Annotated in this window: 18 protein-coding genes and 1 pseudogene; 9 read left to right on the top strand and 10 right to left on the bottom strand. The window is 71.0% G+C overall.

Features of this window, described 5'->3' with window-relative positions; genetic code table 11:
• Positions 1-160 precede the first annotated feature (160 nt).
• Positions 161-1,258, top strand: a complete 1,098-nt coding sequence (locus tag BGP73_RS09450) for a metallophosphoesterase (protein WP_170837808.1) — start codon at positions 161-163, stop codon at positions 1,256-1,258.
• 219 nt (positions 1,259-1,477) lie between these two features.
• Entirely contained in the window at positions 1,478-2,353 is an 876-nt protein-coding gene (locus tag BGP73_RS09445) for a hypothetical protein (protein WP_306303451.1), read from the top strand.
• 65 nt (positions 2,354-2,418) lie between these two features.
• On the opposite strand, the gene thiC is transcribed toward BGP73_RS09445, so the two are convergent.
• Positions 2,419-4,245, bottom strand: a complete 1,827-nt coding sequence (thiC, locus tag BGP73_RS09440; RefSeq protein WP_244501144.1) for a phosphomethylpyrimidine synthase ThiC — start codon at positions 4,243-4,245, stop codon at positions 2,419-2,421.
• Between the two features lie 313 nt (positions 4,246-4,558).
• On the opposite strand from thiC, the gene BGP73_RS09435 reads away from it, so the two are divergent.
• The gene (locus BGP73_RS09435) at positions 4,559-6,016 is read left to right on the top strand and encodes a YibE/F family protein (protein ID WP_244501143.1); all 1,458 of its coding nucleotides are present in this window, start codon (positions 4,559-4,561) and stop codon (positions 6,014-6,016) included.
• A gap of 51 nt (positions 6,017-6,067) precedes the next feature.
• Here the strand turns inward: BGP73_RS09435 and BGP73_RS09430 are convergent, their stop codons facing one another.
• The 3 genes from BGP73_RS09430 to BGP73_RS09420 form a co-directional block, all read right to left on the bottom strand.
• Entirely contained in the window at positions 6,068-6,505 is a 438-nt protein-coding gene (locus tag BGP73_RS09430) for an SsgA family sporulation/cell division regulator (protein WP_069813666.1), read from the bottom strand.
• 620 nt (positions 6,506-7,125) lie between these two features.
• Complete coding sequence (locus BGP73_RS09425; RefSeq protein WP_069813664.1) at positions 7,126-7,344, bottom strand: DUF5326 family protein; 219 nt, start codon at positions 7,342-7,344, stop codon at positions 7,126-7,128.
• Between the two features lie 198 nt (positions 7,345-7,542).
• Positions 7,543-7,860, bottom strand: a complete 318-nt coding sequence (locus BGP73_RS09420) for a cupin domain-containing protein (RefSeq protein WP_069813662.1) — start codon at positions 7,858-7,860, stop codon at positions 7,543-7,545.
• Between the two features lie 49 nt (positions 7,861-7,909).
• Between BGP73_RS09420 and BGP73_RS09415 the strand changes: the two genes are divergently transcribed.
• Together BGP73_RS09415 and BGP73_RS09410 are read left to right on the top strand one after the other, a co-directional pair.
• On the top strand, positions 7,910-8,287 hold the full coding sequence (locus BGP73_RS09415; protein ID WP_069813660.1) for a phage holin family protein: 378 nt from the start codon (positions 7,910-7,912) through the stop codon (positions 8,285-8,287).
• A gap of 88 nt (positions 8,288-8,375) precedes the next feature.
• A complete protein-coding gene (locus BGP73_RS09410) occupies positions 8,376-8,852 on the top strand; it encodes an NUDIX domain-containing protein (RefSeq protein ID WP_069813658.1) in 477 nt (158 codons plus the stop codon).
• A gap of 58 nt (positions 8,853-8,910) precedes the next feature.
• Here BGP73_RS09410 and BGP73_RS09405 read toward each other — a convergent pair whose 3' ends face one another.
• Together BGP73_RS09405 and BGP73_RS09400 are read right to left on the bottom strand one after the other, a co-directional pair.
• Positions 8,911-10,260, bottom strand: coding sequence for a globin domain-containing protein (locus tag BGP73_RS09405; RefSeq protein WP_079127374.1), 1,350 nt, complete (start codon positions 10,258-10,260; stop codon positions 8,911-8,913).
• 501 nt (positions 10,261-10,761) lie between these two features.
• Positions 10,762-11,394, bottom strand: coding sequence for an HAD family hydrolase (locus tag BGP73_RS09400; RefSeq protein WP_069813989.1), 633 nt, complete (start codon positions 11,392-11,394; stop codon positions 10,762-10,764).
• Between the two features lie 103 nt (positions 11,395-11,497).
• Between BGP73_RS09400 and BGP73_RS09395 the strand changes: the two genes are divergently transcribed.
• The gene (locus BGP73_RS09395) at positions 11,498-11,950 is read left to right on the top strand and encodes a GNAT family N-acetyltransferase (protein ID WP_069813656.1); all 453 of its coding nucleotides are present in this window, start codon (positions 11,498-11,500) and stop codon (positions 11,948-11,950) included.
• Between the two features lie 38 nt (positions 11,951-11,988).
• Here the strand turns inward: BGP73_RS09395 and BGP73_RS09390 are convergent, their stop codons facing one another.
• Both BGP73_RS09390 and BGP73_RS09385 read right to left on the bottom strand, forming a co-directional pair.
• Positions 11,989-13,389 carry a serine hydrolase domain-containing protein gene (locus BGP73_RS09390; protein WP_069813654.1) on the bottom strand — a complete coding sequence of 467 codons (1,401 nt, stop codon included), beginning with the start codon at positions 13,387-13,389 and terminating at the stop codon, positions 11,989-11,991.
• 226 nt (positions 13,390-13,615) lie between these two features.
• Positions 13,616-14,587: a DsbA family oxidoreductase gene (locus tag BGP73_RS09385; protein ID WP_069813653.1), complete on the bottom strand. Its 972-nt coding sequence runs from the start codon at positions 14,585-14,587 to the stop codon at positions 13,616-13,618.
• 63 nt (positions 14,588-14,650) lie between these two features.
• Here BGP73_RS09385 and BGP73_RS09380 point away from each other — a divergent pair, with 63 nt between their 5' ends.
• Positions 14,651-15,214, top strand: a complete 564-nt coding sequence (locus BGP73_RS09380) for a TetR/AcrR family transcriptional regulator (RefSeq protein WP_069813651.1) — start codon at positions 14,651-14,653, stop codon at positions 15,212-15,214.
• Between the two features lie 106 nt (positions 15,215-15,320).
• Positions 15,321-15,896 (top strand): GNAT family N-acetyltransferase, encoded by a 576-nt coding sequence (locus BGP73_RS09375; RefSeq protein WP_069813649.1) that lies wholly within the window; start codon positions 15,321-15,323, stop codon positions 15,894-15,896.
• Positions 15,897-16,656: 760 nt separating this feature from the next.
• Here BGP73_RS09375 and BGP73_RS23905 read toward each other — a convergent pair.
• Both BGP73_RS23905 and dnaB read right to left on the bottom strand, forming a co-directional pair.
• A pseudogene (locus BGP73_RS23905) lies at positions 16,657-17,196 on the bottom strand (helix-turn-helix domain-containing protein); the annotation flags it as partial.
• Positions 17,197-17,281: 85 nt separating this feature from the next.
• Positions 17,282-19,510 (bottom strand): replicative DNA helicase, encoded by a 2,229-nt coding sequence (dnaB, locus tag BGP73_RS09370; protein ID WP_374701137.1) that lies wholly within the window; start codon positions 19,508-19,510, stop codon positions 17,282-17,284.
• Positions 19,511-20,254: 744 nt separating this feature from the next.
• Between dnaB and BGP73_RS09365 the strand changes: the two genes are divergently transcribed.
• Positions 20,255-21,592 (top strand): MATE family efflux transporter, encoded by a 1,338-nt coding sequence (locus tag BGP73_RS09365; RefSeq protein ID WP_069813646.1) that lies wholly within the window; start codon positions 20,255-20,257, stop codon positions 21,590-21,592.
• The last annotated feature ends 109 nt before the right edge of the window (positions 21,593-21,701 follow it).

Here is a 21,701-nt window from a genome sequence, read left to right as displayed (position 1 = left end):
CGCTACCGGCTGAATTCGGGTGAAAAGCCGGCGATCGCCACGCCAGCCGTGACAGACGGCCCCCTGGTGCGTCGCAACGGGCAACCAGCGTTCCTATGATGGGCGCACAGCGCCGTGGAACACCACAGACCAGGTGGACCATGCGGTGCACGGCAGCGCGATGGTGGAGGGGTCGATGACTCAGGGGGCCGGTCAGGGACCCGCGGTGCGGAGGACGGCTGCGATGCCGCCCGCACCCACGTACCCGGCGGGAGCGCAGCCCCCTCCTCCGGGTTACACACCGACCCGGCGCGACCTCCCCGTTGTCCGTCCGGGGGCGAGCGTCCCCACCGCCGCGCAGGAGGACCCTCCCACCATCTGCCTCGCCCCGGTACCCGACGGCGAGCCCGGCTCCTCCGACGGACCGGGACCGCTCTTCGTCGTCGGTGACGTCCACGGCTACCTCGACGAACTCCGCCAGGCGCTCGCCGCCCAGGGCCTCATCGACGCCGAGGGCCGCTGGACGGCCGGGAACTCCCGCCTGTGGTTCCTGGGCGACTTCACCGACCGGGGCCCGGACGGGGTAGGCGTCATCGACCTGGTCATGCGGCTCTCCGCCGAGGCCGCCGCCGCCGGCGGCTACTGCAAGGCCCTCATGGGCAACCACGAACTGCTCATCCTGGGCGCCAAACGCTTCGGCGACACCCCGATCAACTCCAGCGCGGGTACCGCGTCGTTCCATGCCGCCTGGCTGCTCAACGGCGGCCAGCGGGCCGACATGGACCGGCTGCAGGACCACCACCTCCAGTGGATCTCCCGGCTCGACGCGATGGCGCAGGAGGAGGACCACCTGCTGGTCCACTCCGACACCACCGCCTACCTCGACTACGGCAGCTCGATCGAGGACGTCAACGAGGCGGTGAACGAGATCCTCCAGCGCGGTGACGCGCACGAGTGCTGGGACCTCTTCCGCAAACTCACCAAGCGCTTCGCCTTCCGGGACGAGGAGACCGGCCCCAAGGCCGCCCGGGAACTGCTCGACGCCTACGGCGGGCAGCGGCACCTGGTGCACGGCCACAGCCCCATCCCGTACCTGCTGGGCGAGGTCGGCTCCGAGGAGGGCGAGGACAACGGCGCCGCCGCGGTCGACGGGCCGCACGTCTACGCCGACGGGCTGGCGATCGCCATGGACGGCGGGATCACCATGGAGGGGAAGATGCTCGTCGTCCGGCTGCCGCTGGACGACACCGCACCCGACCCCCGGGCGGACGGGCGTTGAGTCGGCGGGCGTCCGGGCGGCGTCGGTCAGCCCGGGCCGCTGCCTCGCACCGGGAAGGCCCGTCGAGCCGAATGGTGGTCATTTTCCCGCGCTCACCTGTCATCTGACGTCGAAAGCGCTCTAACATCGGCTCACCCCGCAGCGGACTCTTCCCCGTTTCCGCCCAACCACCCGGGTGAGAGCTGATATGCAGGGCCTTCGGAGCATCGGGGGATGCGCATGAACAGCACTGAGCATCTGCTTCCCGAAGACCGCCCGGAGTTCGAGCGGATCCTCGAGGAAGCACTGGAGAAGGCCGGTCGGCAGCCGGACGTCGAGCGGCTACGCGCCATGGCGCTGGAGGCCTCGGCCGCCATAGCCTCCCGCGCCTCCGCCGAGTACCGGCGGTACGTGCGACTCCGCGAAGAGCACACCGCCGGAGCGATCGCGGGCAGCGGTGCGGCGGAGGCTGCGGAAGGCAGCAGTCCGCCCCAGCCGAGATCGGTCGCTGACGGGACGGCCGACGCGGCGGGGAGCGGCACCGGCGAGCGGACCGGAGCCGGCCTGCTGGCCGTCGTCGCGGTGCTCGCCCCACCGCTGGCTGCCGCCGCCGCGACGGTGTTCCTGCTGGTCGGCTACCTCCTCCGGATCCTCAGCCCGGGCCAGGCCCTGGCGGATTCGCTGATCCTCGCCGGCTGGGTCTTCACCGCGCTCACCGCGGCCGGCATCATCGTCGCGATCGTCGCGCTGCTGACCACGGCCCTCCGCGGCGATCGGCAGCCGCGGAAGGCCGGGGGCGGCACGGTCTCGGCAGAGACCGAAGAACTCGCGCTCGCACGGGCGGCCTGGGAGCAGGCGCTGCTCGAACGCGGCCTGCTCCCCTTCCTGGAGCAGGCCCGGTCCCCCGGCGGCGCCGGGCCGGAGCTGCCGCCCGCGCCGGCCCAGGGCGGCGCGGAGCCGCATGGTCGCACCCCGCACCTGGGCTACTCCAGACCGGGTTTCAGCAGCCCGAAGCGGGCCGACAGCGCCAACCGCGGTTCCTCCTCCCGTCCGCGCTTCGACAGTCCGGGCTACTCCAGCCCGGACTACGGCGGCCCGGACCACGCGCCCGAATGACCGTGTAGCGGACCAGCGACCGGTGCACCCTCCGGGCCGTGCGGGGGACGGGCCCCGCTGCGCCGTCAGTCGGTGACCGGGAGGTAGACGCGGTTGCCGGACCGGGCGAACTCCTCCGACTTCGCCAGCATCCCTGCCTCGATCTCCGCCGGTGAGGCCGGACCGGGGGCGAACCGTTCGGTGATGTCCCTGCTGATCTTCATCGAGCAGAACTTCGGGCCGCACATGGAGCAGAAGTGCGCGGTCTTGGCCGGTTCGGCCGGTAGCGTCTCGTCGTGGAAGGCGCGGGCGGTGTCCGGATCGAGGGCCAGGTTGAACTGGTCCTCCCAGCGGAACTCGAAACGGGCGTCGGAGAGCGCGTCGTCCCACTCCTGGGCGCCGGGATGCCCCTTGGCCAGGTCCGCCGCGTGCGCTGCGATCTTGTAGGTGATGACTCCGGTCTTCACATCGTCCCGGTCGGGCAGGCCCAGGTGTTCCTTGGGGGTGACGTAGCACAGCATGGCCGTGCCCCACCAGGCGATCATCGCGGCGCCGATGCCGGAGGTGATGTGGTCGTAGCCCGGGGCGACATCGGTGGCCAGCGGACCGAGGGTGTAGAAAGGCGCCTCCTCGCAGATCTCCTGCTGGAGGTCGACGTTCTCCTTGATCTTGTGCATCGGGACGTGGCCCGGACCCTCGATCATCGTCTGCACACCGTGCGCCTTGGCGATGGCGTTCAGCTCCCCCAGTGTGCGGAGCTCCGCGAACTGCGCCTCGTCATTGGCGTCCGCGATGGAGCCGGGGCGGAGGCCGTCACCGAGGGAGTAGGTGATGTCGTAGGCGGCGAGGACCTCGCACAACTCCTCGAAGTGGGTGTAGAGGAAGTTCTCCCGGTGGTGGGCCAGACACCAGGCGGCCATGATCGAGCCGCCGCGGGAGACGATGCCGGTCTTGCGGCGCGCGGTGAGCGGCACGTACCGCAGCAGCACTCCGGCGTGGACGGTCATGTAGTCGACGCCCTGCTCGGCCTGCTCGATGACGGTGTCCCGGTAGACGTCCCAGGTCAGTTCCTCCGCCTTGCCGTCCACCTTCTCCAGCGCCTGGTAGATCGGCACGGTCCCGATCGGCACCGGCGAGTTGCGCAGCACCCATTCGCGCGTGGTGTGGATGTTGCGGCCGGTGGACAGGTCCATGACCGTGTCGGCTCCCCACCGGGTGGCCCAGGTCATCTTCTCCACCTCCTCTTCGATGGACGAAGTAACCGCCGAATTGCCGATGTTGGCGTTCACCTTCACCAGGAACCGCTTGCCGATGACCATGGGCTCGGCCTCCGGGTGGTTGACGTTGGCCGGCAGCACCGCGCGCCCGGCGGCGATCTCCGCGCGGACCGTCTCGGCTGACACGCCCTCGCGGAGCGCGGCGTACTCCATCTCCGGGGTGGTCTCGCCGCGGCGGGCGTACGCGAGTTGGGTGACCGCCCTGCCCGGCCGGCCCCGCCGCGGTCGGCGCGGCCGACCGGGGAAGACTGCGTCGAGGTTCCGCAGCCCGCCCCTGGGGGAGGTGTGCTTCAGTCCGTCGTCCTCCGGGCGCGGCGGGCGCCCGAGGTACTCCTCGGTGTCGCCCCGTTCGATGATCCAGTTCTCCCGCAGCGGCGCGAGACCGCGCCGCACGTCGGTCTCGATGTGCGGGTCGGTGTACGGGCCCGAGGTGTCGTACAGCGTGACGTCCCGGCCGTCCGTGAGGTGCACCCGCCGTACGGGGACGCGCAGGTCTGGGCGGGAACCGGTCAGATAGCCCTTGTGCCAGCCGATCGGCCGTGCCCGATCGGGGGCCGCCGCCGGTGCGTCCGGCGCGGCGGGTCGGTTGGTTGACGCATCGTCAGGGGTACGGGGGCGCGCGTTCTGAAAGGCCATGGAGACCCACTCCCTACGCCGGCATTACCCGGTAACAGGTTCAGCGGTCGACGCAGCGGTGTCCGTGGTCCGGCCGACCGACAGCCGGACGACCCCCACGGAGGTCAGCGCCCTCTCAGCCCGGTGCTCCGAGCTCCCGCGGTTGGCAAAGCGGCTCCACGCTACGACAGCACGCCCGGGTCTGACCAGGGCGCCTCGCAACCGGCGCACCCCCGAGCCGGGATGGCTCTGGGCCGGCCGCTCCCGAAGCGGGCCGCTGACGGACCAGGGCGCCTTGAACCAGTGCGCCCCCGTTTCTTGCGATGATCGGTCCGTGACCTCTGATCCTGACCCGCATCCGCACCTCGCCCCGACCGCCTCCTCGGTGACCGGGGCCGGGACCGACAGCACCGGCCACGCCCCGGCGGAGGCCGGGGCCGCCGACCAGAGGGGGCGGACACGGGAGACGGTGACCGACCCCGGACACGGGCACGGGCATGGACATGGACATGGCCACGGCCCGGCCGCCCCCGTCTCCCGCCATCTCCGCAAGGTCATCGCGGCGGTGCTGATCCCCTTCGCCGTGGCCGTGGGCGCCGGTCTGCTGCTGCTCTGGCCCGCCGGCACCCCCGACCACCAGCGTTCGGGTATCGGACTGGACCGTCAGACCGAGCGGGCCAGGGTGGTCGAAGTGGTGGACGCCGCCTGCTCGGAGGTGGGCGGTCAGGAGTCGCCGCCCACCTCCGAGCCCCACGGGGACGCCAGCGGGACCGGCGCCGGGGCGGCCGGGAAGAGCGGCAGTTGCGAGAAGGCCACCATCGAGGTCATCACCGGCGAGAACCAGGGCCGCACCTTCACCGAACTCATCCAGCCCGACGCCTCCCGCAAGCTGACCGCGGGGCAGGAGGTCGTGGTGGCCTACGCCCCCGACGCTCCACGCGATCTGCAGTACTCGGTCACCGATGTGGCCCGCGGGTTCCCGATGGTCCTGCTCGCCGCGGTCTTCGCCGTCGCGGTCGTCGCCGTGGGCCGGCTGCGCGGGCTGTTCGCGCTGGTGGCCCTGGTGGTGAGCTTCGCCGTGCTGACGCTGTTCATCCTGCCGGCCATTCTCAGCGGTTCGAACCCCCTGGTCGTGGCGGTGGTCGGCAGCGGCGCCATCATGCTGATCGCCCTCTACACCTGCCACGGGGTGACGGCGCGCACCTCGGTGGCGGTGCTCGGCACGCTCATCTCACTGCTCTTGATCGGGGTACTCGGCTCGCTCTTCATCGGCTGGGCCCAACTGACGGGCAACACCTCGGACGAGACCGCGCTGATCCACGGTCTGTATCCGAGCAGGGACATGAGCGGTCTGCTGCTGGCCGGCGTGATCATCGGCTCGCTCGGCGTACTCGACGACGTGACGGTCACCCAGACCTCCGCGGTCTGGGAGCTGAAACAGGCCAATCCCGCGCTGACCGTGCGCGGGCTCTACCGGGCGGCCATAAGGATCGGCCGCGACCACATCGCCTCCGTCGTCAACACGCTGGTGCTCGCCTACGCGGGGGCCGCGCTGCCGCTGCTGCTGCTCTTCTCGGTGGCCCAGAGCGGGGTCGGCACCGTGGCCAACAGCGAGATCGTCGCCGAGGAGATCGTCCGGACCCTGGTGGGAAGCATCGGGCTGATCGCCTCCGTACCGGTCACCACCGCGCTGGCGGCGCTGGTGGTCTCCGCGGACCGGCCCGCGACCGCACCGGACACCGCCCCGGCGCCGGGCGGCCGGGGGCGCCGTAGGCGCCGCCGCAGGGCCTGAGCGGGAACCCCGGGCAGGCCGGGTACCGCGCCGGTACCGGCGCGCGTCCGCTCAGCCCGCGTTCGGTCCCTTGGTGAGGATGCGGTCCAGGGCTTCGGCCAACCGTCCGTCGAAGTCCGCGAAGGAGAGTTCCTGGCCCAGCGGAACGAGCCGGTCGGTGCGGTCGAGGAAGGCGACCAGCGGGGCCGCGCTGGCTCGGAAGGTGGCACGCTCCTCGCCGACCTGGAGGCGGATGAACACGTCGGACAGCATCCCGGGGGAGGCCGGACTGACCCGCACATCGCCGTCGCCGGTGGGTGCGCACAAGCCGTCGAGCAGCAGATCCCGGGCGAAGGACCAGGTCACCGGTGTGTCCCCGGGGAGATGGAAGGTGAGCCGGACGGCATAGGGATCCAGCGGGTCGTACTCCAGCTCCACCGGAATCCGAAAGGAGAGCTCCTCGGAGACGAGGAAGCTCATCATCAGTTCTGCATGAATCGTGTCGCGCATTGGTCCACTGCCCCGTGTCGCTCGAAGTGGCCTGGAATAAACCTACTTGCCCCTATTTACGCAATCGTGCTTCACGCGCTACCAGAGCGAAAAAGGTGAGTTCTTCAGATTCTGATAGGTGAGGCGGGGGGCTACCGGGCCCCCGCCCGGCCGTCCGGACGACCTCCGTGGGATCGGCCTGCGAAAGATCGGCCGGACAGGCCAAAGCGTAGCGTCTCCGACACCCAGTGTGACCGACCTCCGGCGCACCGGTCAGCGGGTCAGTGGGCCGATCCGGCCTGGAAGGGGCGACGGGACAGGGCAGGCGCGCACCGTCCCCGGCTGCGGGTGTGCGCCGGCCGGCGGAACGGGCGCGGCTTCCGAGGGCGGACGTCCGCCACTCGGGTTCCCCAGGGTGACCTGCGGTTCCGCCTGGTACGGATGGTAGGGGAGGGATGTCTGGGGAGGAGTTCGCGGCCGAGCGCGCCGCGACCCCCGGCCCTCCGTCCGGGGTCGGTGCCACACGGTTGCGGCCGGGTATGCACCGGCGCCGGGAAAACCACCCGTTCGCCGACGGCCGGGTGTGTCGCGCCGCACGGGCCCCGGCTGCGGGCTGGGCTCATGGCCTCTCCGTCAGCCGGTCACCAGTCGCTGCGCGAGTTCGAGGAGGACATGAACTTCCGCACGACGAAGATCAGTCCGGCCACCAGCGCGGCGAAGACCAGCACCTTGAAGAGCAGGCCGATGAGGAAGCCCACCAGGTTCACGATCAGACCGCCGAACACCACCAGCGCGATGACCGGCACGGCGACCCACTTCACCCACCACGGCAGGCCCGCGAAGATCTCCTTGACTGCCATAGCCGTCCTCTGCTTCCGCTCGTTCGTACCGACCGGGCTCTCCGGTCCCGCTGTCTTCGATGCTAAGCGCGGCGACCCACCCGGCGGAGGGTCCGCGGTCCCCGGTCCTCCCCTGAGCGTCCCCTTAGGGGGCCTGGGCGGTGGAGCCGGTCCGCCGCCGCGCCCGTCGAGCCTCTCACCACGGCGCGGGCCCCCGCATCAGCCCTCGGGAGGAGAGAACACCACCAGCACCCGGAGGTCCTCGCTGATGTGGTGGAACCTGTGCGGCGTACCGGCCGGCACGTAGACGACGCTGCCCCGGGCGACCGTCGTGGTCTCCGTCCCCACCGTGACCGAAGCCCGGCCGCTCACCACGAAGTAGACCTCGTCCTGGCGGTGCGGCTGCTGCGGATCGGCGCTGCCCGCGTCCAACGCGTACAAGCCCACTGACATGTTGCGTTCGCGGAGGAACTGCAGGTAAGCGCCATCGTTCGCGAGCCGTTCCGCTTCCAGGTCATCCAGTCGGAACGCCTTCATCGGTCCCCACCCCTCACTCCATCGGGCCTCGTTCTGCGACGATCAGATCATGCAGAATTTTCTGGTCAAGACGCTCGTCAACGCGGGGGCGCTGGCAGTCGCCATCTGGCTGCTCGAGGGCATCACCCTCAGCGGCGGGAACGCCGGCCGCAAAGCGCTCACCCTGATACTCGTCGCCCTGGTCTTCGGCCTGGTGAACTTCTTCGTCAAGCCCGTGGTGAAGTTGCTCTCACTGCCGCTGTTCATCCTCACCCTCGGGCTGTTCACGCTGGTCGTGAACGCCCTCATGCTGATGCTCACCTCCTGGCTGGCCGGCAACATGGGCCTGTCGTTCCACGTGAGCGGCTTCTGGACGGCGGTCCTCGGCGGCCTGGTCGTCTCCCTCGTCTCCTGGGCCCTGAACATGGTCCTGCCGGACCACGACTGACCGTTCCGAGAGGCCCCATCACCTCCCCGAACCCCGCCGCCCGCCCGACGGGCGTTTCAGCCACCGCGGCAACGGCCAGACCTCAGTCATGACCCAACGGTTGGTGGTCAAGCGCACCGCACGGGCCGTACTGCTGTACGGCGCCGAGCTGATCCTGATCAAACGGACCAAGCCGGGCCGTCCGCCGTACTGGATCACCCCGGGCGGTGGGGTCGAACCGACCGACGCCACCGTCGTCGACGCGCTGCACCGGGAGGTGGGGGAGGAGCTGGGCGCCGAGGTCACGGACCTCGTCCCGGTGTTCGTCGACACCGTCGAGCACACCGAGGGGGAGGCCAGCGGCGTCAAGGTGCAGCACTTCTTCCTCTGCCGGCTGAGATCGATGGACCCGGCACGGCGCCACGGCCCGGAGCTGGAGGAGCCGTGCGGCCGGTACGAGATCGTGCGGGTGCCCTTCACCCGCCGCGGTATCGCCGCCGTGGAGCTGGTGCCGCTCTCCCTGCGGCACTATCTCGACGCGAACATCGAGGGCGTCCGGGCGTTGCACGCGCCCGACTTCCGCTGAGCCCCGGCACCACGGGTTCCCTCCGGGCTCCGCAACACCTGGGGCGGCCGCCGGTGCCTCACGCCCACGGCCAGGCCAGTTCCTCCAGCGAGTCGTGGAAGATCCGGTACGGCGGCGCCGTGTCGGCCACCAGCGATTCGACGCAGTTGCGGATCATCCCGGCCGGGCCGGCGAGATAGGCGTCGAAGTCGGCCCAGGGGCCGTACTGGCGGACGGCGTCGGGCAGTGGGCCGCGGCCCACGTCCACCGGCGCGTCCGAGACCACCGGGCGGACCGCCAGCCAGGAGGAGTGGGCGTGCTGGAGCCACAGCAGGGCGTCGATGTCGTAGAGGTCACGCTCCCACCGCGCGCCGTAGAAGACGTCGACCCGACGTGGGCGGCCGTACCCGGCGATATCCTCGACGAGCGCCTTGAGGGGGGCGATCCCGGTGCCCCCGCCCACACACAACAGGCCGTTGTCCGTGCTGTGGTCCACCACCATGCCCCCCACCGCCGGGCCGAGGCGGACGACGTCCCCCGGAGCGGCCCGGTGCACCAGCGCGTTGGAGACCCATCCGGCCGGCACCGCCCTGACGTGGAAGGTCAGCAGGCCGTCCGAGCGCGGCGCGGAGGCGAAGGAGTAGTGCCGCCAGACCCGCGGCCACCACGGGGTCTCCACCGCGGCGTACTGGCCCGCCCGGAACGGGTACGGCTGGTCGGGACGGAGGGTGATCACCGCGATGTCCGAGGTGCGCGCCTCGTGGGAGACGACCTCCGCGTGCCACCACGCGGGAGCGTGCGGTTCGTCCTCGGCCGCCGCGTCGATCATGGTCTGCGACATCCGGGTGTAGGTCCGCACCCAGGCCGCCTCGGCCTCGCCGCTCCAGGTCTCGGTCGCGAACTGCGCCAAGGCGCCGATCAGGCATTCGCCGAGCAGCGGGTAGTGCTCCGGCCGGGTGCCGTACTTCCGGTGGCCCTTGCCCAGCCGGGCGAGGTAGTCGTCCAGCGCCACCGGGTCGTCCGCGTGCCGGGCCGTGGTGAGCAGCGCCTTGAAGAGCCGGTCCCGCTGGGTGTCCATGGCCGGGGGGAAGAGCATCCGGAGATCGGGGTGGTAGGAGAAGAGCAGGGCGTAGAAGTACGCGGTGGCCCGGTCGGCCACCGGCCGGATCTCCTCAAGGGTGCGCCGGACGAGCACCGCGTCCGGTGAGGGGCTCCGCTCGCCGGGCACATCCGTCCCGGCGTCGACCGGGTGGGGGCGTGGGCCCCGCGACCCGTCCGGGTACGGGGGGTTGGACTCCACTGCCGTGTACCGGTGGTCCGCGCGGTGGTCGGAGTCCCGGTGCGCCGGCTGCGGAGCGAACCAGCCCCATTCCCCACCGTCACCATCGGAACCGGGGTTTTCGGCCGACGCGGTAACCGGAGCGTCCATGTCCGCCTCCCCTCGAATGCGCCGATCCATCCCATAGGCCAATGACCGCGAGTCACCGCGATTCACGTCTCGGTCATGGGGTCTTCATTTCTCGCACGGATCCGTGCACCACCGGGGTAGGGCCGGCCTCCGGAAAACGACTGAGGCGGCCGGAGAGCGGCTCGGCATTACCCGGCGCTGCTGCGAACCCAGGTTTTCCGGACCGACCAGGGGCCGATACGGACCAGCCCGGCTGGACGACGTGAAATCCCGGCGGCATTCGCCGACTTGCTGCCGACCCGCCCCATCCCCGTGCCTCCGAGCCGCCGTTCACGGCCGGAGAAGGTCCGCCGCAGCGGATCCGGAGTCGACCCTACCGGCCCCGGAGGAATACACAAGACCCATCTTCGGAATCCGCGAATGGGCGATCCGGCGCACACCACCGAAAAGGCCCGGGAGACAAGCAAGTCGGCGGATCGAAGCAGAGTACAAAGAGCCGGATAAAGTTTCAGTCGCCATCTGTTACCGGGGCGCACATACGAGTTCATAAGCCTCGCGAAGATCACGGCCGGTGTAGGCGTGCGAGGCCAGATCCCGCACGTGGTGATCGGCGTTCACCGCGACCGAAACCGGGAGTACCGAGAAGAGTTCGGCATCCGAGAGGGAATCGCCATACGCCACGCAGTCCGCGCGGCTCACCCCGAATCGACTGCAGAGTTCGTCGGCGATGCGCACCTTGGCCGCTGCGGAGAGGATGCCCGCCGGATCCACCGGCTCACGGAAGGGCGGCGAGGGCCAGCGTGAGCCGTGGGCCGCGTGCGCGCCCCAGCCCAGCAGCCGCTCCACGAAGAAACCCGGGGACAGCGACACCACCGCGCAGTAGTCGCCGCTCGCCCGTATCTCGCTCCACACCTCGCGGATCCCCGCCACCCAGGGTGCGCCGTCGAACGCCGCCGCCACATGGCTCTCGGTCAGGTCGACCCACAGCTCCCGCACCCGGAGGGCGAAATCGGAGGGATCCATCTTCCGGGCGGCGAACGCCCGCTCCAACTCCGTGATCTCCTCGACCAGACCGAGCTGCCGGGAGATCTCCACCGGAGCCGCCGAGCCGTATATCAGCGTTCCGTCGAGGTCGAAGAGGTGGAGTCTGGGCACCATACGGGAAGCGTACGGGCCGGCCCGCCGGACGGCTCCGGTCCGGACGTATCCTGCGGAACGATCAGTCCTCCGGGAACGTCACAGCCACCAGGAGTCTCGGATGAGCGACCTCGAAATCCGTCCCGCCACCGAGGAGGACATCCCCGCGATCGTCGCGATGCTCGCCGACGATCCGCTGGGTGCGGAGCGTGAGACGCCCGATGACCTGGCGCCCTATCGAGCGGCGTTCGACCGTCTCGCCGCCGATCCCAACCAGCACCTGGTGGTGGCCGTCCGGGACGGCCGGACGGTCGGCACCCTGCAACTCACCGTCATCCCCGGCCTCTCCCGGCGCGGCGCGGTCCGCTCCGTCGTCGAAGCGGTCCGCGTCCACGCCGACGAGCGCGGCAGCGGCCTCGGCGGCCGGCTGCTGGAGTGGGCCGCCGAGGAGTCCCGCCGCCAGGGCTGCGCACTGGTGCAGCTGACCTCCGACAAGCAGCGTCCCGACGCCCACCGCTTCTACGAGCGGCTCGGCTTCACCGGCTCCCACATCGGTTTCAAGCGCCAGCTGTGACCCCAGGACCTTCCCGGATCAGTCCGCGCTTTCCCCGATCAGTCCGTCGGCCGCCAGCCGCCCGGGTCCACCCCGCCGGGCACCGGCACCGAAGGGTCGTACGGCTGCCGGGTGAAGACGAAGGATCCGAGGTCCAGGTGGCCGACCGCAGCGCCGTCGGTGCCGGGCACCGGGCGCAGCGTCTCGCCGAGGTAGTAGCCGTCGAGCCCGGTCCAGGTGCCGTCCGACTCCGCGCGGAACCGGGAGGCACGGCCGGCACCGCCCGAGGGCCGCAGCTCCAAGCCGCGGTCGGTGCGGAGCCGCAGGGTGTACGGGGTGGGGCCCCAGTACCAGGTCCCGGTCAGTTCCAGCAGAGCCGGCTCGACCTCTGTCAGCGGGCGCCAGGGATCGGGGATGCGCGGCTCGCGATCGGCCACGATCTTCAGCAGATCGGCGGCGAGCGTGCCCACCGCGACCCCGGAGGTGGTGTTGGCGAGGGCGACCGCTGCCAGGTCGTCCTCCGTACTGAGCCACATCGCGGCGAGGAAGCCCGGCAGTGAACCGGAGTGCCCCACCAGCCGGCGACCGCCGTGCTCCAGCAGTTGCAGCCCGAGGCCGTAACCGCTCCCCCACGCCCCCTCACCCGGCGGCACGGCCGGTACCCGCAACTCCGCCACCGACTCGGCGCTGAGCACCCGGTCGTCGCCCGCCTTAAGGAAGACGGCGAACCGGGCCAGGTCGGCCGCGGTCGACCAGAGCTGGCCGGCCGGCGCCATCAGCCCCAGATCCTCGGTGGGCTCCGGCAGCAGGACGTCCGCCCACGGGTGGACCGCCCAGCCGGTGGCGTGCGGCTCCTCCGGGTCGGTGGTGGTACGGGTCAGCCCCAGCGGATCGAGCACCTCCGCCCGCAGGACCTCGGCCCACGGCCTGCCCCGCACCTGTTCCACCAGCGAACCCAGCAGCGTGTAACCGGGGTTGGAGTAGTGGTGCAGGCGCCCGGCCGGGTGCAGGCGGGGCTGCTCGCCGAGGACCTCCCGCAGGGTCGGGCGCAGCTCACCCGGGGTCCGCTCCCACCAGGGGGCGGGTGACTCGGCGGCCAGTCCGGCGCTGTGGGAGAGCAGTTGGGCGATGGTCACCCCGCCGACACCGGTGCCCGGGAGGTGCCGCTCAAGCGGATCGTCGAGGCCGAGCAGACCGTCGTCCCGCAGCCGGAGGACGAGGACGGCGGTGAACGTCTTGGTGATCGACCCGACCCGGTACTGGAGGTCGACCGCCGGCCCCGCCGCCGGCGACTCGCCACGGGCGGCGCTCCACACCACCTCGTCCCCGCGGACCACCGCGGCGACCAGGGAAGGTGTCCGGCCCTGGGCCTGGGCGACGGCCGTCCGGTGGTACAGGGCCCGCGCCGTGCCGGGCAGCAGTTCCTCGTGGGCCGCGGGTTCAGTGAACGATGCTGTCATGCCGACCACTTCTACCGGCGGGGCGGCAGCGGTGCACAGGGGTTTCGCCCGCTGCCCGCGGACACCATCGGCAGCGGTTGGCTGGCCGGGGCCCGTTCGGGTCTCCGCCACGGCCCGCACTTCGGTGGCGGGGGAACGCCCTCGGCCAGCGGGCCGGGGGCCCTGTGGGTCCCCGGCCCAGCGGTGTTCGGGCCAACGCCGTTCAGGCCGAGGCCGGCTCAAGGCCTCAGGCGAACTCCGGCGTCATGGCCGTGGCCACCTTCAGATGCCGGGCGGCCTCCTCCGCCATCCCCATCCGCTGGAGGGTTCGGCCGAGCATGAGCCTGGTGTAGGAGTCGTCCGGTGCGTCCTGGACCAACTGCTCCAGCAGCCGGCGAGCCCGGGACAGCTGCGCCGAGTGGAAGTAGCCGCGGGCCGCGAGTCGGCGGACGTTCGGGTCGGTGGCGTGCTCGTCGAGCAGCGGCCCCAGGAGAGCCAGTGCTCCGAGGGGGTCGCGTTGCTCCAGCAGCGACTCCGACCAACGCAGGCGCTGTACCTCCTCCGGCAACTGACGCTCCCTGCCGCCCCGGACCAGGAAGTCCTCGATCACCGCCGGCGACTGGGCGCCCCCGATCGCCTGATCGCCGACGACGATCGTCGGCGAGGTCGCGATGCCCCTGGCCTTGCCGATCAGCAGCAACTCCCGCACCTCGCGGTCACCCGCGTCGGTGTCGAGCAGGTCGGCGCCCTCCGCGAAGCCGGCATCGGCCGCGATCCGCTTGAGCTGCTGTCGGAGGCTGATGTCGGTGCCCTCCTGGAAGTGCGCCTTCATCACCCCCTCAGCCACCTCGCCCTGCAACGCCGCGCCACCGTGCTCGTAGGCCAGGTGGAGAAGCCGATGGGCGTCGTGGCTGTTGGCCCGCCAAACCGCTCCCCATCCCGGACCGAGCCCTTCCGTGGCCGCGGTCTCCGAGACGAGTGCCCGGTTCCGCACCGGCGAGGAGTCAGGGTCGCGCTCCCGCAGGGCCGAGTCTGGGTCCCGCCACGCCTGGGCGAGGGGGGTCGCCTCGACGGGGGTCGTCGGGTCGATCCGGAACGGGCGCCAGACCACCTCGACCTCGGAATCGGCCAGCCGCGGGCTTTCGAGGGCGCTCTCCAGACGCCGCTTGCCGATGTACGCCCATGCGCAGACCACGTCCGCCCAGATCTCGATTCTCATACCAGGAAAACTAACCGACATCCGTCGGTTAGTAAAACGACAAATGCCGGTTAGCGTGTCGGTATGAATCCGGACGACCCTCGGGCCCAGCGCAGCCGGAGCAGGCTGCGGGCCGCAATCCTCGAACTGGCCGCGGTCAGGGAACCCGCCACGATCACCATGTCGGAGATCGCGAAACTGGCCGGAGTGAACCGGGCCACGGTGTACCAGCACTTTCCGGACGTCGACGCGCTGGTGACCGACGCGATGGAGGAGGCGGTCGCGCAGCTGGCCCAGGCGGCGGCTAGGTGCCCCGCTGACGCCCCGCGGGACGAGGTGCCCCAGCCGCTGAGCAAGCTGTTCCGACACGTCGCCGAGAGCGCGGGCCTGTACCGGCGGATGCTCGGTCCGCAGGGCAGCCCGCTCTTCGCCGCGCGGATGCGGGAGCGGCTCACCCTCGAACTCGCCGACACGCTGCGAGCCCGGAGGCGTCCGCCCGGGTTCGACGAGGTGCCTCCGGCGGTACACGCCGCCTACCTCGCGGGGGCACTCACCGGGGTCATCGCCCACTGGGTCGCCGACGACCCCCCGGCCTGCGCCGACGAGACGGCCCTGGCCTTCTGGCGGCTCTTCCGACCCCGACCGTGACGCTGGCCGGGCCGTCGGTACCCCATGGCCTGGCTCTTCCCGTGAGCGGCCACCGCCCCGTGGAACAATCCCCGCACCCGAAACGGCTCCGACCACGGCGGTGAGGATGTTCTCGATATCCCTGGGAGACGACGGCGCCCAGCTGCGCCCGCTCGAGCCCTGGCAAGCGGCGGAACTGCTGGCCCATGTGGACCGGGGCCGCGAGTTCATGGGGCGGTACGTCGCCTTCCCGAACGCCGTCCACGACCTCGAGTCGAGCCGGTCGTTCCTCCGCGGTTACGCGGAGAAGGCGATGTCCGACACCGGGCGGATCTACGGGATCTGGGCGGACGGCGAACTCGTCGGCGGTGTCCTCTTCCGGACGATGGACGTCGAGCACGGCACCGCCGAGGCGGGATGCTGGCTGGAGCCGTCGGCGGTGGGCAGGGGGCTCGTGACCAGGGCCGTGCGGATCATCATCGACTGGGCCGTCGAGGAGCGCGGTATCCACCGAGTGGAGTGGCACGTCTCGGCGGCCAACGAGGCCAGCATCGCGGTGGCCCGGCGGCTGGGCATGACGAGGGACGGCGTACTGCGGGAGAGCTACCCGCACCGGGGGAGGCGCCACGACATGGAGGTCTGGTCGGTGCTCGCCCCGGAGTGGCGGGCGACCAGCCGGGCACCCGCCGCGAGCCGCCGCTGAGCACCGCCCGGCGCGCCGGCGTGACCCCTTATGGCAGGGCCAGCAGGCGGCCGTGCGTTCTCCGAGTAACCGAACCGGTCGGCAGGCACCCGGACCGACCGTCGAAACGCGCTTGTCCGCCTTCCCCGGACCCGCACTACCTTGCCGAGGTGGATCTCTTCTCAAGTTCTTGGAGGGCCTGCGCACGGCGGTCGCCGAACTCCGGGACAACGGCTCGCCGGGGCCGCGTTCCCGGAGGCATTCGCGGACGAGGACGTACTGCTGGTCGGCACCGGGCGACGATCCCCCACCGAGGCGGAGAGGGCCGAACTGCGCGGGCTGGCCGAGCGGCTGCCGTTCGTGATCGGCTCCTCGCCCGGCTGACCGGGGCCTTCCTCGCCGAGATCCCTTCGCCGACCTGATTCAGCGGTGCCGCGCCCTGCACTGGGCGATGTTCTCGGCCTGGCGCTGGCGCCGAGACGACCAAACGCCCGACCGGGGCCACTGGAGAGTGGAGGGACTCAACCGGGTTCGTGCCGCACTTGATCGCCGCGTATTGGGCTGAGCCGGTGACAGAACGGCTGCCGGGTCCCGATCCGCTGCCCCGTGTGCAGCGGATCGACACGGTGCTGCGGACGAACGCGGCCAGCTTGAGGGGACTTCTCACCCCCTCGCCCCTGCCCACGCCAGCGCCCCCGGACACGGACTGGTCACACGACCGGCGTGACAGGTCCGGTTCCGCCGCCGCGTGGATCGCTGCGACTACGGCTTCGCCGATCGGGGTCGATTTCATTGGTGACGCCGTAGTCGCGCGGATGAGGAGTGGGTGTCCGATCTCGCGACGCAGTCTTCCGACTCTCGTGATCAGGGCCGTGTGATGGGTTCCGAGTGCTTCAGCGGCTTCCTTGAGTGTGCCGTAGCGCGACAGGGCAGCGAACTCGCGGAGGCGGTCCCATGCACCCGGCCCCGTGAAGGCAGGGCGGAGGATCTCCGGTGCCTTGCTGTCCTGAGCTGCCAGCTGGGCGAGTCCGGGGCGGGTGGGCCCGTTCACCCTGGCGGGGATTCCGTGCAGCTTGGCCCATCGGGTCGTGGTCGTAGGGCTGAGACCCTTCTCGCGGCCGAGATCTGCCAGGGGCCGGCCGAGGACCAAGTACTGCTCGCGGAGCCATGCGCCGTCGACGTAGCCCTTGCGTCCCGTTGCGTGGGGCTCGCGGACTTCGATGCCGTTCTGTGCGAGGTAGTCGGCTCCAGCGCGGTGCAGGCCGTTTCCAACTTCAGGTGTCAGGAACGCGGCGAAGTAGTTCACGTGCGGGCGGTCCATCGCGCGGGTGATCGCGAGGTGGGCGGGAGCGAGGTGGGCTGGGAGTCCGCTCATCCGCTCGAAAACGAGCCCACACAAGCCTCGGTCAGCTCTGGGCCATGTCGACGAAGCGGGAGTAGTGGCCCTGAAAAGCCACCGTGATCGTGGCGGTCGGGCCGTTGCGGTGCTTGGCGACGATGAGGTCGGCCTCGCCGGCCCGCGGTGACTCCTTCTCGTAGGCGTCCTCCCGGTGCAGCAGGATGACCATGTCAGCGTCCTGCTCGATCGATCCCGACTCCCGCAGGTCGGAGACCATCGGCTTCTTGTCCGTCCGCTGCTCCGGACCGCGGTTCAGCTGGGAGAGGGCCACCACGGGCACCTCAAGCTCCTTGGCCAGCAGCTTCAGGTTCCGGGACATCTCCGAGACCTCCTGCTGGCGGCTCTCCGGCCGTCGGGAACCGCCGGTCTGCATCAGCTGGAGGTAGTCGATGACGACCAGCTGGAGATCGTTGCGCTGCTTGAGGCGCCGGCACTTGGCCCGGATCTCCATCATCGACAGGTTCGGGGAGTCGTCGATGTAGAGCGGCGCCTGCGAGACGTCAGGCATCCGGCGGGCCAGCCGGGTCCAGTCGTCATCGGTCATGCTGCCGGAGCGCATGTGGTGCAGCGCCACCCGCGCCTCCGCGGAGAGCAGGCGCATCGCGATCTCGTTGCGCCCCATCTCCAGCGAGAAGATCACACTCGGCATATTGCTCTTGATGGAGCAGGCACGGGCGAAGTCGAGCGCGAGCGTGGAGTTGTGGGTGGGCACCATGGAGCGCCCCGCCAGGTACATGTGCTCCGGGTGGGCCACCTGCACACAGCGGACGGGCACGCTCGCCACCTCGCGGACCGCCGTGATGACACGCCGCCGTGCTTCCGGGGCAGGACCGCCCCCACGTTCGTGTGCCCGTCGCTTCCGCTCCAGCCGGAAGACCTCCGCGCCGGTGGCGAAGGTAAGGACATGCTCGGGCCCGGTCGCCGTCGACGCCCGGAGCCCCAGGCTCACCAGCAGTTCGTAGCAGTCCGCTGCCAGTCGCCGCCCGGTGACCGCCAACCGCACCGCCCCGTCGGGGTCGACCGATCCGGCGGTGTCGAGGAGCCCGGCGAGCAGAGCGCGGCGCTGTTCGAGAGCAGCGCGGAGATACGGCCGGGGGATGTGCTTGTGGTCCAGCACCTCCGCGCTGTGCAGGGCCGCCGCCAGTTCGGCCTCCGGCTCGGCGCCCTCCTCCTTCTCCAACTGCGAGAGGATCTCGGGCTCCGCGCTGGCGATCTCGGCGCTTCCGGTTCTTCCGCCTCCCAGCCACGCGCCCAGCGTGTACGGCGGTACGGGCAGTTCCCGTACCGGCAGGGCGAGGGGCTCGGTGTTGCGCACCGAGTGACGGAGCGGGCCACCGGACGAGTCCGCACCCTCCATGGAGGCGGCGATCTCAGCCGTCGTCCGGATCGCGCTACCGACGGGATCCTGCGCTCCGTGCCCGGCCGACGGCAGCCCGGTGGCCCGGCCCTCGGTGAGCCACTGGTGTTCGGCGTCGGCGACGACCCGGCTGCCGTCGTCGAAGACGATCTCGTAGCACCGGCGCCCGACCAGGACGTCGGTGGCCGCCACCACCAGCGTCGGTGTTCCGTCGGGGGCCAGCAGGCTCTGGCCCTCCCGGACCTCCCCCATGGTGGTCCAGCCGTCCGGCGTGGGCAGCGGGGTGTCGAGGGCGAGCGCCTTCCCCATCGCGGGGCGCGCGGCGATGACGATCATCTGGCCGGGGTGCAGCCCGTTGGTGAGCGCGTCCAGATCGGTGAACCCGGTGGGCACCCCGGACATCTGGCCGCTCCGGGAGCCGATCGCCTCGATCTCGTCGAGCGCGCCCTCCATGATGTCGCCGAGCGGGAGGTAGTCCTCGCTGGTGCGCTGCTCGGTGACCGCGTAGATCTCCGCCTGGGCCTTGTTGACGATCTCGTCGACGTCACCGTCGGCCGCGTACCCCATCTGGGTGATCCGGGTGCCGGCTTCGACCAGCCGCCGGAGCACCGCACGCTCGTGGACGATCTCCGCGTAGTACTCGGCGTTGGCCGCCGTGGGCACCGACTGGACCAGCGTGTGCAGGTACGAGGCCCCGCCGACCCGGTTGATCTCACCGCGTTTGGTCAGCTCGGCGGAGACGGTGATGGGGTCCGCGGGCTCGCCTCGGGCGTAGAGGTCGAGCACGGCCTGGTAGATGGTCTCGTGCGCGGGGCGGTAGAAGTCCTGCCCCTTGAGTACCTCCACCACGTCGGCGATGGCGTCCTTGGACAGCAGCATGCCGCCGAGCACCGACTGCTCGGCGTCGAGGTCCTGCGGCGGCAGGCGCTCGAAGGCCGAGCCCCCTCCGCCGGCATCGGCTGAGCCTCCGGACCAGGAGTCGTCCGCTCCGTGCTCCCGCCGGTCGCCCCTGGAGCCGCCGTCGCCGTAGCGCGCGGAACGGGAGGCGGGCAGCCGGTCGCTCGGACGCGCCTCGGTCCAGGGATCTTCCATCTCCGGCTGGGCCACCCGGCACCTCCTCCCGTCCGCCTCGCGGACCTTTTCTGCTGCCCGGCGCACCCGCTTGCCGCGCACTTCTTCCTACGGCACAGCGCTTTCCTACGGCACAGCGCTTTCCTACGGCACAGCGCTGACAAAGCGGACGTCCGACTCCGTGCTCACGGAGCGGAACCTGGGCAGGCTACGGGCCTGGCTGAGCGACGGGCGTCGGACCACCGTAGGCCGGTGGACGGCATCAGCCAAGGTGGTTATCCACAGGCCATGTGGATGACTGGCCACAACCTGTGGAGAAGCCCGCCCAATCTGTGCATGACCCAGGGGAAAGCCCTGTGGACAACCCGATGATCACTCCGGGACCACCCCTCTGACCTGCTATTTCTTCATCCACCGGCTGTGCAGAAGAAAAACTTCCACCACCAGGTGAAGATCCCCGAAAACACCTCGGCGAGTCCCCGGCCAACCATCACCCCGTAAGGATCACTCGCGGTTTGCATCTCTTACCTGTGGAAGACTAGATTCACTGCTATGACCCAGGCCCCCGAGCGCACGAAGCGTGTCAGCCGCCATGACCGCGAGATCCTCTCGCTCGCCCTCCCGGCCTTCGGCGCGCTCGTCGCGGAACCGCTCTTCCTCATGGTCGACAGCGCGGTCGTCGGCCACCTGGGCACCCCGCAACTCGCCGGGCTCGGTGTGGCCGTAGCCCTGCTCACCACCGCCGTCAACGTCTTCGTGTTCCTCGCCTATGCCACCACCTCCGCCGTGGCCCGCCGGGTCGGCGCCGGTGAGCTGCCGACGGCGATCCGGCAGGGGATGGACGGCATCTGGCTCGCCCTCCTCCTCGGAGCCGCCGTGGTGGTGGTCACCCTTCCCGCCGCGCCCGGCCTGGTGGCCCTCTTCGGCGCCTCCGAGACCGCCGCCCCACACGCGATCACCTACCTGCGGATCAGCTCGCTGGGCATCCCGGCCATGCTCGTGGTACTCGCCGCGACCGGTGTCCTCCGCGGCCTCCAGGACACCCGGACCCCGCTCTACGTCGCGGTGTGCGGCTTCACCGCCAACGCGGTGCTCAACATCGCACTCGTCTACGGCGCGGGGCTGGGCGTGGCCGGCTCGGCGTGGGGCACGGTCATCGCCCAGTGCGGAATGGCCGCCGCCTACCTGCTCGTGGTCGTGCGGGGAGCCCGACGCCACGGCGCCTCGCTCCGGCCCGACGCGGCGGGCATCCGGGCCTGCGCCCAAGCCGGGGCGCCTCTGCTGGTCCGCACCCTCTCCCTCCGCGCGATCCTGATGATCGCCACGGGCGTCGCCGCCCGGCTCGGTGACGCCGACATCGCCGCCCACCAGATCATCCTGACGCTGTGGACGCTGCTCGGCTTCGCCCTGGACGCCATCGCCATCGCAGGTCAGGCCATCATCGGGCGCTACCTGGGGGCCGATGACGTCGCGGGAGCCCAGGCGGCCTGTCGCCGCATGGTGCGGTGGGGGATCGCCTCCGGCGCGGTACTCGGCCTACTGGTGCTCCTGCTGCGTCCGCTGATCCTGCCGGCCTTCACCAGCGACACGGCCGTGCACGAACTGCTGCTGCCCGCGCTGCTGGTGGTGGCCTTCACCCAGCCGATCTCCGGGGTGGTCTTCGTCCTCGACGGGGTCCTGATGGGGGCCGGAGACGGTCCCTACCTCGCCTGGGCCATGATCGCGACGCTGGCGATCTTCGCACCCGCCGCGCTGGCGGTCCCCGCACTGGGCGGCGGGCTCACCGCCCTGTGGGGCGCGATGGTGCTGATGATGGGTGCGCGGATGGTGACTCTCTGGCTACGCACCCGCTCCGGTCGGTGGATGGTAACCGGCGCCGTGCGGGGTTGAGCCGCCGATCCCCGTCTGCTGCCTCGCGCATCCTTCCACCCGCCTTCGGCCCGGCTCCTCGGCAGGCTCACCCGCGTCGACCCGGCGGCCGGATGGGCACCAACGGCAG

Source organism: Streptomyces sp. TP-A0874, from assembly GCF_001748085.1.
Lineage (GTDB): Bacteria > Actinomycetota > Actinomycetes > Streptomycetales > Streptomycetaceae > Streptomyces.
This window is presented reverse-complemented; position numbering and strand designations above follow the sequence as displayed.